General features: G+C 68.7%; 11 protein-coding genes, 1 tRNA gene, 2 pseudogenes and 1 CRISPR repeat array. Of the genes and pseudogenes, 6 read left to right on the forward strand and 8 right to left on the reverse strand.

The window, feature by feature from the left end; all coding sequences use genetic code 11:
* Positions 1–6: 6 nt before the first annotated feature.
* From cas10 to IGS68_RS13750, 4 genes are all read right to left on the reverse strand, one after another.
* The gene (cas10, locus tag IGS68_RS13740; RefSeq protein WP_201080852.1) at positions 7–2,448 is read right to left on the reverse strand and encodes a type III-B CRISPR-associated protein Cas10/Cmr2; all 2,442 of its coding nucleotides are present in this window, start codon (positions 2,446–2,448) and stop codon (positions 7–9) included.
* 157 nt (positions 2,449–2,605) lie between these two features.
* Positions 2,606–2,737 carry a hypothetical protein gene (locus IGS68_RS35975; protein ID WP_256445767.1) on the reverse strand — a complete coding sequence of 44 codons (132 nt, stop codon included), beginning with the start codon at positions 2,735–2,737 and terminating at the stop codon, positions 2,606–2,608.
* Between the two features lie 146 nt (positions 2,738–2,883).
* A CRISPR array of direct repeats spans positions 2,884–3,371; the repeat unit is 37 nt; unit sequence GTTTCAATCCCCTCATCAGCGGGGCGGTAGTCGCAAG.
* 319 nt (positions 3,372–3,690) lie between these two features.
* Complete coding sequence (gene guaD, locus IGS68_RS13745) at positions 3,691–5,043, reverse strand: guanine deaminase (protein ID WP_412766136.1); 1,353 nt, start codon at positions 5,041–5,043, stop codon at positions 3,691–3,693.
* A gap of 45 nt (positions 5,044–5,088) precedes the next feature.
* Positions 5,089–6,285, reverse strand: a complete 1,197-nt coding sequence (locus IGS68_RS13750) for a urate hydroxylase PuuD (RefSeq protein WP_201080854.1) — start codon at positions 6,283–6,285, stop codon at positions 5,089–5,091.
* A gap of 172 nt (positions 6,286–6,457) precedes the next feature.
* Here IGS68_RS13750 and IGS68_RS13755 point away from each other — a divergent pair, with 172 nt between their 5' ends.
* A complete protein-coding gene (locus IGS68_RS13755) occupies positions 6,458–7,381 on the forward strand; it encodes a LysR family transcriptional regulator (RefSeq protein ID WP_201080856.1) in 924 nt (307 codons plus the stop codon).
* Here the strand turns inward: IGS68_RS13755 and IGS68_RS13760 are convergent.
* The 3 genes from IGS68_RS13760 to IGS68_RS13770 all read right to left on the reverse strand — a co-directional run bounded on the left by IGS68_RS13760 (position 7,363) and on the right by IGS68_RS13770 (position 10,354).
* Entirely contained in the window at positions 7,363–8,508 is a 1,146-nt protein-coding gene (locus IGS68_RS13760) for a cysteine desulfurase family protein (protein WP_305800089.1), read from the reverse strand. The genes IGS68_RS13755 and IGS68_RS13760 overlap by 19 nt on opposite strands.
* 8 nt (positions 8,509–8,516) lie before the next feature.
* Positions 8,517–9,257 carry an RlmE family RNA methyltransferase gene (locus tag IGS68_RS13765; protein ID WP_201080858.1) on the reverse strand — a complete coding sequence of 247 codons (741 nt, stop codon included), beginning with the start codon at positions 9,255–9,257 and terminating at the stop codon, positions 8,517–8,519.
* A 71-nt stretch (positions 9,258–9,328) separates the two neighbouring features.
* Complete coding sequence (locus tag IGS68_RS13770) at positions 9,329–10,354, reverse strand: Ppx/GppA phosphatase family protein (protein ID WP_247881323.1); 1,026 nt, start codon at positions 10,352–10,354, stop codon at positions 9,329–9,331.
* Positions 10,355–10,838: 484 nt separating this feature from the next.
* Between IGS68_RS13770 and IGS68_RS13775 the strand changes: the two genes are divergently transcribed.
* Together IGS68_RS13775 and IGS68_RS36305 are read left to right on the forward strand one after the other, a co-directional pair.
* Positions 10,839–10,912, forward strand: a tRNA-Gln gene (locus tag IGS68_RS13775).
* A gap of 213 nt (positions 10,913–11,125) precedes the next feature.
* Positions 11,126–11,425 carry a transposase gene (locus tag IGS68_RS36305; protein WP_201080862.1) on the forward strand — a complete coding sequence of 100 codons (300 nt, stop codon included), beginning with the start codon at positions 11,126–11,128 and terminating at the stop codon, positions 11,423–11,425.
* On the opposite strand, the pseudogene IGS68_RS36310 reads toward IGS68_RS36305, so the two are convergent.
* Positions 11,382–11,927 (reverse strand): annotated as a pseudogene (locus IGS68_RS36310) (hypothetical protein); the annotation flags it as partial. The gene IGS68_RS36305 and the pseudogene IGS68_RS36310 sit on opposite strands and share 44 nt — an antisense overlap.
* Positions 11,928–12,051: 124 nt before the next feature.
* Here IGS68_RS36310 and IGS68_RS13790 point away from each other — a divergent pair.
* From IGS68_RS13790 to IGS68_RS13795, 3 genes and pseudogenes are all read left to right on the forward strand, one after another.
* Positions 12,052–12,186: pseudogene (locus tag IGS68_RS13790) on the forward strand (transposase domain-containing protein); the annotation flags it as partial.
* Between the two features lie 64 nt (positions 12,187–12,250).
* Entirely contained in the window at positions 12,251–12,832 is a 582-nt protein-coding gene (locus tag IGS68_RS35555) for a hypothetical protein (protein ID WP_247881325.1), read from the forward strand.
* Complete coding sequence (locus IGS68_RS13795; protein WP_247881376.1) at positions 12,730–13,347, forward strand: prolyl oligopeptidase family serine peptidase; 618 nt, start codon at positions 12,730–12,732, stop codon at positions 13,345–13,347. The genes IGS68_RS35555 and IGS68_RS13795 overlap by 103 nt, the downstream gene beginning before the upstream one ends.
* The last annotated feature ends 10 nt before the right edge of the window (positions 13,348–13,357 follow it).

Genomic DNA, 13,357 nt, shown 5'->3' on the forward strand with positions numbered 1-13,357 from the left:
AAACCCTCAGGCATCCCGGCCGCGAGCGATGAAGCCGGCGCTCTGGCACAGCAGCACGAAATCGCGGAAGGCGCCGGGGCGGTGCGGACCTTCCCGGTAGGCGGCATAGTGGCCGGCGATCCGGCGCCCCGCCCCCTCCGCATCACCGTTCCCGAGCAGCCTGCGGGTATCGGTATCCGACCGATCGACCTGCCGTCGGATCTCGGCTTCGACGGCTTCGGGCGGCAGCGGGGAAAGGGTGCTCTCCAGCCGGCGGAGCCGGTAGGCCCAACGATCGGAGGCACCTCCGACGAACGCATCGACCAGTTCGCCGATCCAGCCGGCGTCGGCCCAGCGCGCCACGGCCTGGGCGCGTTCGCCGGAGCGCCGGAGCACGGTCAGCGCCAGCCGGTTCCGTCCGGCGGACTTGGCCGCCTTCTCGGCTTGACGGGCGGCTGCCAGCACGGCCCGCAGATCCTCCTTGTGGTGCGCCAGGACGATCCCGGCGGAGAGACTGGCGCGCGGCCCCAGGGTCAAGCGGTCGCAACGATCGTCGGGAAGGCGGAACCATCCCTCGTGCCGGGCGGCATTGCCGTCGGTCAGCGCCCCTCCGAACGCATCCCGCAGGCGCTTGGCGCAGGCGAGCGCGCGGCGCGCCGGAAGGAACGCGAGCACGTCGTCGCCGCCGGCATAGACGAGCGTGCCCGCTTCATCCTTCACGACATGCGGCGCGATGTGCCCGGAAAAACCCGCCAGCGCCTCCGACAGGGCCGCCTGCCATTGGGGGCCGACGGGGCTCCGGATCTCCAGCGCCTTCCTCGCCTCGTCGTCCAGCCCGTCGCACAGGAACGCGGGCAGGATCTCTCCCAAGGCCGGCGCCTTGCGGCCGGACAGCCAATCGCCCATGTTATCGCCGTCCATCAGGACGACCGCGTAATAGGTCGGCACGGGATTGTCCGGCCGATCCCGCTCGGCCTTGATCTGCTGCCATATCGCTGGCGGGACCAGATCGTCGTCGTCGCCGTCGCCAGGGTCGGCCACCGGACGACGGCGGTGCAGCCATTGGCCGGACCACCCCGCGGACCCGTCCTGCCAAGGCAGTTCCGTCCGGCCCAGCCATTCCCGAGCCGCGACCGTCGCGGTATCGGGAAAGCGCATGCTCGGCCGGTCTATTCCCAGCCGCCGGGCCAGCCCGGCCGGCATGACGAAGCGCTTGACCAGCGACGGCGCGCAGAAACGCTCGCCTCGGCGAAGGCGGACGCCATCGATTCGCACCTTCTCCGCCACCGCTCTCCAGAAAGCTTCGTTACCGTCGCGGTCGTCCGGTCCCATCCGTTCCCATGTGCCGAGCAGCGTGCATTTCGCCGGATGCCGGCTTCCGGCCGCCTCTTCGCCGCCGCCGGCCTGTACGGGGCGAACACTCCGGGCGGCTTCCAGGACGCGCCCAACCAGTTCCACCCGGGCTTGCCAGGCACTTGCTTCTCCCTCCCGCAGGGACTTGCACGCTTCTTCCGGGAGGGCGGCGAGAAGCTGCCGGATCGCCTGCCGGCCGGGCCATAGATCCTGCTGCCCGGCAGCGCCGAGCAATCGGGCCAAGCGGTCGTCGTCCGCCGTGTCGGGCACGACGACGGCCCGGATATCGAGCATGGCGTCGATCTGGCGATCCCACCTCCGGTCCCAGCCAGGAAAGTCGCCGCCGATCTTGGCATCGATGACTTGGCGTACGAGATCCGCCATTTCCCGCAATGCCGCGCGGGCGGCAGCCTCGCATTCGCGGGCGAGCTCAACCGCCTCGGCCCCGTCGCCGCCCCACGGTATCGAGGCGAGGAACCGATGCGGCAACCCGGCCACCATCGCCGCGCCCGCCGCTTCGGGAACACCGAGCCACCGATCCATCAGCGGATTGCCCCGCAGGACCGGAAAGATCAGGGCCGTCGGTCCATGGCGGACGAGGACCGGCTCCATCGCGCGGAAAGCCAACCATGACAGCAGCGTGCTTCCGGTCCAGAGGTCGCGGAGCGAGCGCGCGGCGGCGATCATGGATTGCACCGGGCCGAGCACGACCGACAGCAGCGCCGAATGTTCCCCGCCCGCCTCCATGGCGGCGCGGCGGGCAGCGAGATCCGCTTCCTGCCAGACGGTATGGGTAGGATAGGTATCGTCGGCGGCGACCCAGAGAACATCGGGGTTGCCGGCGGCTGCGACGGCCTCGGGAAGGTGCCGCCAGAGCGAGAGGAACATGTCCTTCCCGCCGGCCGCGCCATCGGATGAGCGGCCGACCGCCGTTCGAATCCTGTCGGCTTCCTCGGCGATCAGCCTCCCGGCCGAAGCCGGGTCGGGATGCCGGCGCCGGGCGCCCCCGAACGGGTGCAGGTGGAAGTGATCCCCAGCATCCCCGGTGCCGACATCCGCCCTGCCGGAACGGCCCAGCGCGGTCAGCCACGATCCCAAGGCGTGATGCCGACCCATTATTACCTCGATGTTGAATTAATTGATGAGAATCAGAGATCAATTATGTCCTTAGTAGTATGCAATTGTTTAAAATATATTACGATATGGAGCGATGGTTTGTGGGCGGATCACTGGCGAAAGCCAGCGGCCCGATGCACTCGGGCCAGCGGCGCCATCACCCGACCCGATCCCACGCCCGCCGCCTTTGGACGTAAGTCGCAGCCACCGTGCGGTCGCCCCGCTGGGGCATCAGAACGAGCAGTTCCTCGTTCAGGTCGCCGGCCACCGTCTCCATCCGGAGCGCCATGGCCGACTTCCATCGGCATCATCACGCAAGTCCCGGCTGCGTCGGACGAGACGGTCAAATGCTCCCTGTTTCGCTCCCCCCATTGGGCGGGGCGGTAGTCGCAAGATCTTGCTGTATTGATCGGATGCGCAGATTTGCGCAGGTGGTTTCCAATCCCCTCATCAACGGGGCGGTAGTCGCAAGGGATCATGGTTGAAATCCTGATCAGGCTCTAACCGGGCCGGTTTCAATCCCCTCATCAGCGGGGCGGTAGTCGCAAGAAGGGTTAGACGGGCGGGATGGGAAACGAAAACCGGGTTTCAATCCCCTCATCAGCGGGGCGGTAGTCGCAAGGTTCGCCGGCCGCATCGTCACGCTGTCCCCAGTCGTCCGGTTTCAATCCCCTCATCAGCGGGGCGGTAGTCGCAAGGATGCGGCACGATAAGCGCATCCACACCCCCTGGTTCACGTTTCAATCCCCTCATCAGCGGGGCGGTAGTCGCAAGCCCGTGGATCGTCCGCCTTGTTGGCGAGGACATCATCGTGTTTCAATCCCCTCATCAGCGGGGCGGTAGTCGCAAGTGGGCCAATCACCATCGATCAACTTATGACCCGAGTGTTTCAATCCCCTCATCAGCGGGGCGGTAGTCGCAAGGGCGGGGGTCCGAAACCGATGCTGCCTCAACGGCTTATCCCCCATGGAATCGTAACCTCCACTCATCGGCAGGCCATCGGCAAGCCTTGGGCAGCTTGGTCAGGGCAAAATATCAACAGAATCAAAGATCCGACCCCGATCGTAACCTCCCTGGGAAAACGACCTTCCCCGAGGTTACGTCAACGGTTCCCGCCGTCAGCGCGGCGTCGCAGCTTACCGGATCGGGTAGGTCAGGTGAACAGGTTTTTCCACCGTCACGGCCGGGTAGATCCGCCACCGCCCCGAAGACGCTCCCCCGGCCCCAGACGCCCCGCCCCGCTCAGACCGCCCCCACCATCCCCATTCCCCCGTCCCGGTCCCACGCCCGCCGCCCCTGGACATAGGTCGCGGCGACCGCACGGTCGTCGCCAAGAGTCATCAGGACGAACAGCTCCTCCTCCAGGTCGCCGTCCACCGTCTCCATCCGGTGCGCCATGGCGGGCGTGGCCCGCGCGTCCAGCACCGCGAGATCGGCGAAGCAGCCGGGTTCGATCGTGCCGATGGTGCCGCCCAGCCCCAGGCTGAGGGCGTTCCCGCGCGTCATCATGTGGAAGGCCGACAGCGCCGGCAGGTTCTGCCCGCCGAGCTGGAGCACCTTGTAGCCCTCCGCCGCCGTGCGCAGCATGGAATAGCTGGTGCCGCCGCCGACGTCGGTGGCGACCGACACCCGCACCGGGTCCCGGCCGCGCGCCAGCCGCTCCAGGTCGAACAGCCCGCTGCCGATGAACAGGTTGGAGGTCGGGCAGAACACCGCGACCGACCGGCTCTCCGACAGACGGCGGACCTCGTCGTCCTCCAGATGGATGCAGTGGCCGAACAGCGAGCGCTCGCCCAGCAGCCCGTAACGATCATAGACGTCGGTATAGTGGCGGGCATCCGGGAACAGGCCGCGCACCGTCTCGATCTCCTTCAGGTTCTCGGACAGGTGGGTCTGCATGTAGACGCCGGAGAATTCCCGGTTCAGCGCCCCCGCCGCCTCCAGCTGCGCCTCGGTCGAGGTGATCGCGAAGCGTGGGGTCACGGCGTAGAGCTGCCGGCCCCGGCCGTGCCAGCGCCCGATCAGCGCCCGGCTCTCGTCATAGCCCGATTGCGCCGTGTCGCGCAGGCCCGGCGGCGCGTTGCGGTCCATCATCACCTTGCCGGCGATCATGGCGGTCCCGCGCCGCTCCGACTCCGCGAACAGGGCTTCGACCGAACCCGGATGCACGGTCGCGTAGACCACCGCCGTGGTCGTGCCGTTGCGCAGCAGCTCGTCCAGGAAGAAGCTGGCGTTGCGGGCCGCGTGATCGGGGTCGGCGAAGCGCTGCTCCTCGACGAAGGTGTATTTGTTCAGCCATTCCAGGAGCTGCGCGCCGTAGGACGCGATCACCTGGGTCTGGGGGAAATGGATGTGGGTGTCGATCAGCCCGGGCACGATCAGCCCGTGCGGGTGATGGTCCACCGGCGTTCCCGGCGGCAGGCCGGGCAGCAGCGACCGGGCCTCGCCGACTTCCGCGATCCTGCCGTCCCGAACCACCACCAGCCCGTCGTCGATCAGGCGGTAGCTCGCCGTGTCGCCCGGCCCGGACGGCTCGGCGGTGAAGCTCAGCAGCCGACCGCGGATCGCCTTCGGCTCCGGCGCCGATCCTGCCATGTCCCTCATCCTTTCGCCATCCCTCAAAGACAATAATCCTATATCCTAATTCGCGCGGTTGGTCCAGGCCGCCAGCACGCGCCGTTCCTCCGGCGTGATCATGGTGATGTTGCCCGGCGGCATGGCGTCGGACAACACGGCTTGCAGGCGGATCTGCCCGGCGTGGCGTTGGATCTCCTCCGGCGTGTCCAGCCGGACGCCGCGCGGCGGCGCGGGCAGGCCCTCCCACGCGGGCATCTCGGCATGGCACATGCTGCAGCGGGTCAGGATCACCTCCTCGGCCTGGGCGAACTCGACCGGCTCGGCCCCATTGCCGGTGGCGGCCACCGCGTCGGCGTTGGGGCCCAGCGCGCTCAGCCAGATGATGCCCGCGACACCCGCGACCGCGACGCCCCAGGTCCACCACGGCGTCGGCTTTCCGGCGTGGCGGCTGTTGAAGAAGTGGCGGATCGTGGCGCCGACCACCAGCACCAGGGCGACGATCTCCGGGACATGGCCGGTCCCGAAGGCCAGCGGATAGTGGTTGCTGACCATCAGGAAAAGCACCGGCAGCGTCAGGTAGTTGTTGTGCATGGAGCGCTGCTTGGCCTCCTTGCCCAGGGCCGGGTCGGGCGAGCGCCCGGCCAGCAGGTCGGCGACGACCTTCTTCTGGTTGGGGATGATGGTGTGCGCGACGTTGGCCGCCATCATGGTGCCGATCAACGCGCCGACCTGGAGCATGGCGCCCCGCCCGCTGAACACTTCCGAGAAGCCCCAGGCCGCCAGCACCAGCAGGGCGAAACCGGTCAGGATCAGCGCCGTGTCGTTGCGGCCGACCGGCGACTTGCACAGCCGGTCGTAGACGACCCAGCCGAGGACCAGCGAGCCGGCGCTGATCGCGATCGCCTGCCACTGGGACAGCTCCATCACGGTCTGGTCGGTCAGGAACAGGTCGGCGCCGCGGTAATACAGCACGACCAGCAGGAAGAACCCGCTGATCCAGGTCGCATAGGCCTCCCATTTGAACCAGGTGAGTTCGTCGGGCATTTGCGCCGGGGCGACGTTATACTTGACCATGTGGTAGAAGCCGCCGCCGTGGATCTGCCACGCCTCGCCGTGGGTGCCCTTGGGCAGACCCTCGCGCCGGCGCAGGCTGGCGTCGAGATGCACGAAGTAGAAGGACGATCCGATCCACGCTATCGCCGTGATGACATGGAGCCACCGCAGCATGAAATTCACCCATTCCCAAACGATCGCGTCCATCTCGCCTCTCCGCTGTTCCCCGCCCGCCCCCTTGCCGTTGGATGCGGTGCGGCATGAACGGTAAACGCGTTCGCGCCGGCCGGGAAGCGGGGCCGTGCGGCAGGACCTTCAAAGAAATCGGAAAGATCGGGCGCGCCGCCGCGGCGGCTCCGGACAGGAAAGGGTAGCGGGCGTGTCACTGCTCGAGAACATGCGGACCTTCGTTCGGGTCGTGGACATGGGCAACCTGTCGGCCGCCGGCCGCAGCCTCCGCATGTCGCCGGCGGTGGTCAGCCACCGCATCCAGCAGCTGGAGCAGCATCTGGGCGTGCGCCTGCTCAACCGGACCACCCGCCAGCTCCAGCCGACCGAGCACGGCCACATCTTCTACCGCGACTGCCTGGAGGTTCTGGACGCGGTCGAACGGGCCGAGACCAACCTGGCCTCCGCGACCGGCGTGCCGTCGGGCAGCCTGAGGGTGACCGCGCCGCTGGGGTTCGGCCGCCGCGTGCTGGGGCCGATGATCCCCCGGTTCCGCGAGGCCTTTCCCCTGGTCGATGTCCGCCTGAGGCTGTCCGACCACCTGATCGATCTGCTGCACGAGGCGGTGGACGTGGCGATCCGCATGGCGGTGCTGCGCGACAGCGCCTTCGTCGTGCGCAAGATCGCGGACTGCCCCCGCGTGCTGTGCGCCGCCCCGGCCTATCTCGACGCCGCCGGCGAGCCGGAGCGGCCGGAGGACCTGACCGGCCACAACTGCCTGTTGCTGCGCTTTCCAGGCTCCCAGCAGTACCAGTGGAGCCTGAACACGGCGGACGGACCCGCCAAGGTCGCGGTGTCCGGCAGCTTCGACGCCGACTATGGCGAGGTGCTGACGGACTGGCTGCTGGACGGCCAAGGCATCGCCATGAAGCCGGTATGGGAGGTGGCCGAACATCTCCGCAGCGGCGCGCTCCGCGTCGTCCTGCCGGATTTTCCGCCGGAACCGGCCGTCCTCGCCGTGCTCTATCCGCACCGCACCCTGCTTCCGGCCAAGGCCCGGGCCTTCGCCGACTTCGTCGTGACCGAGACCCGGGCGGCGCTGGCCGACGTGCTGGACTACGCCCCCCGGGCCTGAGATCCGCCCCGCGGGCCGCCGAACGCCTCGACCAGCAGCGCCGCGGCCCGATCCACCTCGTCCTCCGTCGTGAAGCGGCCCAGCCCGATCCGGATGCTGCCGAACGCCTCCTCCGCGGAGCGGCCCAGGGCGAGCAGCACGTGGGACGGCCCGCCCTCGCCGCTGCCGCAGGCCGAGCCGGTGGACAGCGCCAGTTCGGGCAGGTCGAGCAGCCGGTCCGCCGCGTCCGCCCCGGGAACGGTGACGTGCAGGCAGCCCGGCAGCCCGCCGTCCCCTTCGGGACCGTTCCGCCGAAGCCCCGGCAGGCCCGCCGCCAGCGCCCCGAACAGCCGCTCGCGCAGCCCCGCCAGCCGCAGCGCGTCGGCCTCCCGCCGTTCCCGAGCGATCCGGCACGCGGCACCCAGCCCGACGCACAGGGCGGTCGGCAGGGTTCCCGGCCGGCGCCCGCCCTGCTGCCCGCCGCCGAACAGCAGCGGCCGGAGCGCCACTCCCTGCCGCACGAACAGCGCACCGATCCCCATCGGCCCGTGCAGCTTGTGCCCGGACAGGCTCAGCAGGTCGATGCCCAGCGCCGCGACGTCGATCTTTCCGGTGCCGAGCCGCTGGACCGCGTCGGTATGGAACAGCCCGCCGGCCTCGCGGCAGCGCCGCGCCAGCTCGCCGATCGGCTGGACCGTCCCGACCTCGTTGTTTGCCGCCATGACGGAGACCAGCGCCGGCCCCAGCCCGTCCAGCGCCCCGGGATCGGCCCGGCCCGCGCCGTCCACCGGCAGCAGCCGGGCCGGGTGCCCCCGCCGCGCCAGCTCCGCGACGCAGGCCAGCACGCTGGGATGCTCGACGGCGGATGCCGCGACCGGCCACCCTTCCGGCACCGCGCCCAGCAGCGCCAGCCCGTTCGCCTCGGTGGCGCCCGAGGTGAACAGGATCTCGCCGGGCCGCGCGCCGATCAGGGCCGCGACCTCGCCCCGCGCCCGCTCGATCGCCTCGGCCGCGCGCCAGCCGGCGCGGTGGCCGGCCGAGTGGGGATTGCCGGCGGCGCCCGCCGCCAGCCAGGGCAGCATCTCGTCCAGCACCGCGGGGTCGAGCGGCGTGGACGCCATGTGGTCCAGATAGATCGTCCGGTCCAAGGAATACCCTATTCGCTCCCGTCGGCTCCCGGATCCTTGAGATGGTCGGCCGAGGCGCCGCGGAAGCCGGTCGCCACCACGTAGGTCTCCGCCGAATCCGCCCGGCTGGCCGGCGGCTTGGCATGCTTGACCGACGAGAAGTCCCGCTTCAGCCGGTCCAGCAGCTCCCGCTCGGTGCCGCCCTGGAACACCTTGGCGACGAAGGCGCCGCCGGGCGCCAGAACCTGGGCGGCGAAATCATAGGCCAGCTCCGCCAGGGCCATGATCCGGATGTGGTCGGTCTGGGGATGGCCGGTGGTCGGCGCCGCCATGTCGCTGAGCACGATGTCGGCCGGCCCGTCCAGCGCGTCCTTCAGCCGGTCGGGCGCGTCGTCGTCGTTGAAGTCGCATTGGAAGGTTATGGCGCCCTCGACCGGCTCCATCTCCAGTATGTCCAGGCCGACGACCTTGCCCTTGCCGTTCTGCGGCTTCACCCGTTCCACCGCGACCTGGGTCCAGCCGCCGGGCGCGGCGCCCAGGTCCACCACCCGCTTGCCCGGCGCCAGCATGCGGAACTTGTCGTCGAGCTGGAGCAGCTTGAACGCGGCGCGGCTGCGGTAGCCGCGCTTCTGCGCTTCCGCGACATAGGGATCGTTGAGCTGGCGCTGAAGCCACAGGGTGGACGACAGCGAGCGTTTCTTGGCGGTCTTCACCCGCACGCCGAAATTGCGGCCGCTGGGCGTGTTCGGTCCGGAGGATTTGCTGGTCATGGTGCCTGATATAGGAAACGCAAGCCGGTTTCACGCGGCAAATTTCACCCCCGAGCCCGGCGCAAGGCCGCTCAGGACCCGTTGGCGGCGATCAGGTCGACCAGGATGCCTTCGCGCAGGCCCCGGTCGGCGATCCGCAGGCGGGTGACCGGCCAGGTGTCGCAGATCGCCTCCAGCACGGCGCAGCCGGCCACGACGAGGTCGGCGCGCTCCCGCCCGATGCAGGGATAGGCGGCGCGGCCGGCGAAATCCAGTTCCAGCAGCCGGCGGCTGACCGCCCGCGCGTGGTCGATCTGGAGATAGCTGCCGTCGACCACCGACCGCTCGTAGCGCTGGAGCCCGAGATGGATGCCGGCCAGCGTGGTGACGGTGCCGGAGGTGCCGAGCATTTGGACCTCGCCGCGCTCGACCGCGCGCCGGATGCCGTTCCGCGCCTCGAACGCCGCCAGCGCCTCCGCGATCTCGTCCACCATGGTCACGTAGGTGGAGGCCGACACCCGGTCGCCGCCGTAGGACTCGGTGAGGCCGACGACTCCCTGGGGCACCGAGATCTGGTCGATCATGCGAGGCCGTCCGCCGCTGCCCAGTTCCAGCCACATCAGCTCGGTCGAGCCCCCGCCGATGTCGAACACCAGGGCGTTGCGCACGGCGGGGTCCAGCAGCGGCGCGCAACCGGCGAGCGCCAGCCGCGCCTCCTCGTGGGTCGAGATGATGTCGAGCGGGATGCCGGTCTCGCGCTCCACCAGGTCGATGAAGTCGTCGCAGTTCTCGGCCCGGCGGCACGCCTCGGTCGCGACCGCCCGTACCGCCGTGACGCCGCGCCGCTCCAGCTTGGCGGCGCAGATGCGGAGCGCCGCCAGCGAGCGCTCCATCGCGGCCTCGGACAGCATGCGGGTCCGGCTGACGCCCTCGCCCAGGCGGACGATGCGCGAGAACGCGTCGATCACGCGGAACCCGCCGCCGACCAGCGGCTTCGCCACCAGCAATCGGCAATTGTTGGTGCCGAGATCGAGCGCGGCGAAAACCGGCCGCGCGTACGAAGCCGGGCGCATGCCCGCCGCCGTCCCCTGCCGATCGATGCCCAACTCGATGTTCACGCTGCCCCCAACCGTCTCCGCGGACGCCCCCATGGCGGGCCATGGCTGAACATGGCCGATCCGGGCCGAACGCCCGGATTGATCATGGTAGCCCAATCCTCCCCCGCGATGAAAGGACGCCTTTCGGCGGTCTCCCGGGGAATGTCATCATCCGTCAACATCGGGACGCATCCGGTGCCGGATTCCTGCGTCCGCGACGTGGTTCCAGGCAACCGCCGCGCGGCGCATGATGACGCCCCCTCCCCCGACGGACATACGCATTTATCACCATGGGGCTTGCCGCTGTCTGCCGTTCACGATGAAAAGATCCGGCGCCGAGACGCGCAATCCCCATAGCATGGCGGCGGTGAAGACAATCTTCCTGATCGGCGACAGGTGCGAAAAAAGTTGGAAAAAGGGCTTTCGCACGCCGAACCGCTTTGCTATACACCGGCACCCGAGCACGGGACGACGCCGAAACGAAACGCGCCGCACCTGGGCTTGTTGGGGGATCGTCTAGTGGTAGGACAGCGGACTCTGACTCCGCCAGCCTAGGTTCGAATCCTAGTCCCCCAACCAACTTCTCTCCCAAAGCTTTGATTTTTCGGTACTTTCAGGCGGCGTAAGCACCGTTTTCCGTGCTGTGCCGTCCGGGTGTGCCGCCGAAGACGCTCCGGGCCACGGAGCGGACCATAGGTAAGCCTCCGCCGAGCGCCGCCTTGCCAGCCGGCGAGACGGGGTTAAGGTTTGCGCCACGCGCCTTCGCGCGGACGCAAACGAGCTGTAAACGTCATGGCTTACCAGAGTGATGAGGTTCTCACGGGATCGGAGCGGAGGCGGAGCTACACGCCGGCGGAGAAGGCCCGGTTGGTGAATGAGGCCTTCCGGCCCGGCGTGGTGGTGAAGGACGCGGCCCGGCGCCTCGGCGTATACGAGAGCCTGCTGTATCGCTGGCGCCAAGCGCTGCAGTTGGCGCCCGGCCCGGCCGACCTTCCCGCCACAGGTACCGCAGGAAGGCGCGGAGCGCCCAGCACAGGCTCTTGGCGGTGCCCGGGCTGTGGTCCCGGGCATGGCGCTCAACGAAGCCGATGACGGCCGCCTGGTCCAGCTTGGCGAAATCGCTGATCGCCTCAATCCCCGCCTCCTCGAGGAACATCCGGACAGCCGGCCAGTGACGGACGATCGTGGCGTGGTCAAGCCCGCGCTCGCGAGCGAGATGCCCGGCAAAGTCCTCGAAGATCCGTTCGCGTGCGCTCCGCTCGATCGGTTCCCAGGGCGCAATGGCATCGGCCTGGCGCAGGACCGCCAGCAGCTTCCCCAACGTGGGCCGGTCGCCCGTTTGCGGACGCCGGAGTCCGGCACGATCGGTCAGGTATTGCGCGGCGGCCTGTTCATCGACGTCGCGGATGCCAATTTGCCGGTGTTCCAGCCAGCGGCTGAAGTCAGCGACGAGGCGCAGACACCGCCATGCGGTCGGGCGGCGATATCCTTCCTGGACCAAGCGGGATGCGTATCGGTCAATGTAGATGCCCGGAGGCCCTTCGTGCAGGCGTTGTAAGTTGGCCTCCCTGCTGAAGTATGTGCTGGTTGTCATCTTCGTCCCCTCCTTGCTGACGAACAGGAAGGGACGATCGGACTATGTCGAACTCACAATCCTCAACTTCCTGCCGACTGCGGCTCGCGCTGCTTGCTTCAGCATAGTTGGGCGTTCAGCATAGACCGCCAAGATAAACGGCGTCGATCCCCGGACGTGGCTCGCCGATGTCCTGGCCCGGATCGCCGACATCCCCCAAACCCGGCTCCATGAGCTGCTGCCGTGGAACTGGAAGGCCGCCCAGGAGCCCAGAAAGGCAGCCGGGCGGCGGTGCTCGACGGATGGTTACTCCTCACCGACCTCGTCGCGGAAGACGGGACGCCGTGCTCCGCCTTGCCGGTCTGGTCGGCGACCGCTTGATCCTCTCCTACATGGTCGATGCGAAGACCGGGGTCGAGCGCTTCAAGCTCGACGGCACGCCGGACGGCGCGGTCGAGCTTCCCGGGATCGGCAGCGCCGGAGCCTTTCACGGCCGCCCCGGCGATGACGAGACCTTCTTCGTCTTCACCAGCCAGGATGCACCGACCAGCATCTACCGCTACGATGTCCAAACCAATACGAGCACGGTCTGGGCGGCGCCTGAGGTCGCGACCGACCTCGACCGCATCATCGTGGAACAGCGCTTCCATGCGTCCAGGGACGGCACGCGGGTGCCGGTCTTCGTCGTGCTCCGCAGCGACGTGACCGGACCTGCGCCGACCATGCTGACCGCCAATGGCGGCTTCGGATTCCGATGGTTCCATTCTATTCGCCGGCCGCGATGGCCTGGGTCGAACAGGGCGGTGTCTATGCCGTCGCCAACATCCGGGGCGATGGCGAGTATGGCAGGACCTGGCATGACGGCGGGCGGGGACACGCCAAACAGAACGGCTTCGACGATTTCATCGCCGCGGCGGAGTTTCTGAAGGCCGAGAGGATCACCGCGGCGGACGGTCTCGCCATCCATGGCGAATCCAATGGCGGCCTGCTGGTGGGTGCCGTCGTCAACCAGCGGTCGGAACTGTTCGCGGCTGCCCTTCCCGGCGTCGGGGTCATGGACATGCTGCGCTTCGACCGCTTCACCGGAGGCCGGCTCTGGACGCAGGAGTTCGGCAGCCCGGATGCGGAGGCGGACTTCCGAAACCTCCTCTCCTATTCGCCGCTCCACAATGTCGGCTCGGGCGTGAGCTACCCCGCCATCCTCGTCACCACCGCCGATACCGACGATCGCGTCGTGCCGGGCCACTCGTACAAATACGTCGCCGCCCTGCAGGCCGCCGACCTTGGTCCTCGCCCGCGCATCCTGCGTGTCGATACGAAGACTGGGCACGGCGCCTGCAAGCCGACCGACAAGGCCATCGCGGAGATCGCCGACATGTGGGCCTTCGCCGTGAAGTGGACCGGGCTGACGGTCAACAGCCCCGACGCTCCCTCGTCATGAGCTTGATCGG

Origin of the sequence: Skermanella sp. TT6, from assembly GCF_016653635.2 — a bacterium.
Lineage (GTDB): Bacteria > Pseudomonadota > Alphaproteobacteria > Azospirillales > Azospirillaceae > Skermanella > Skermanella cutis.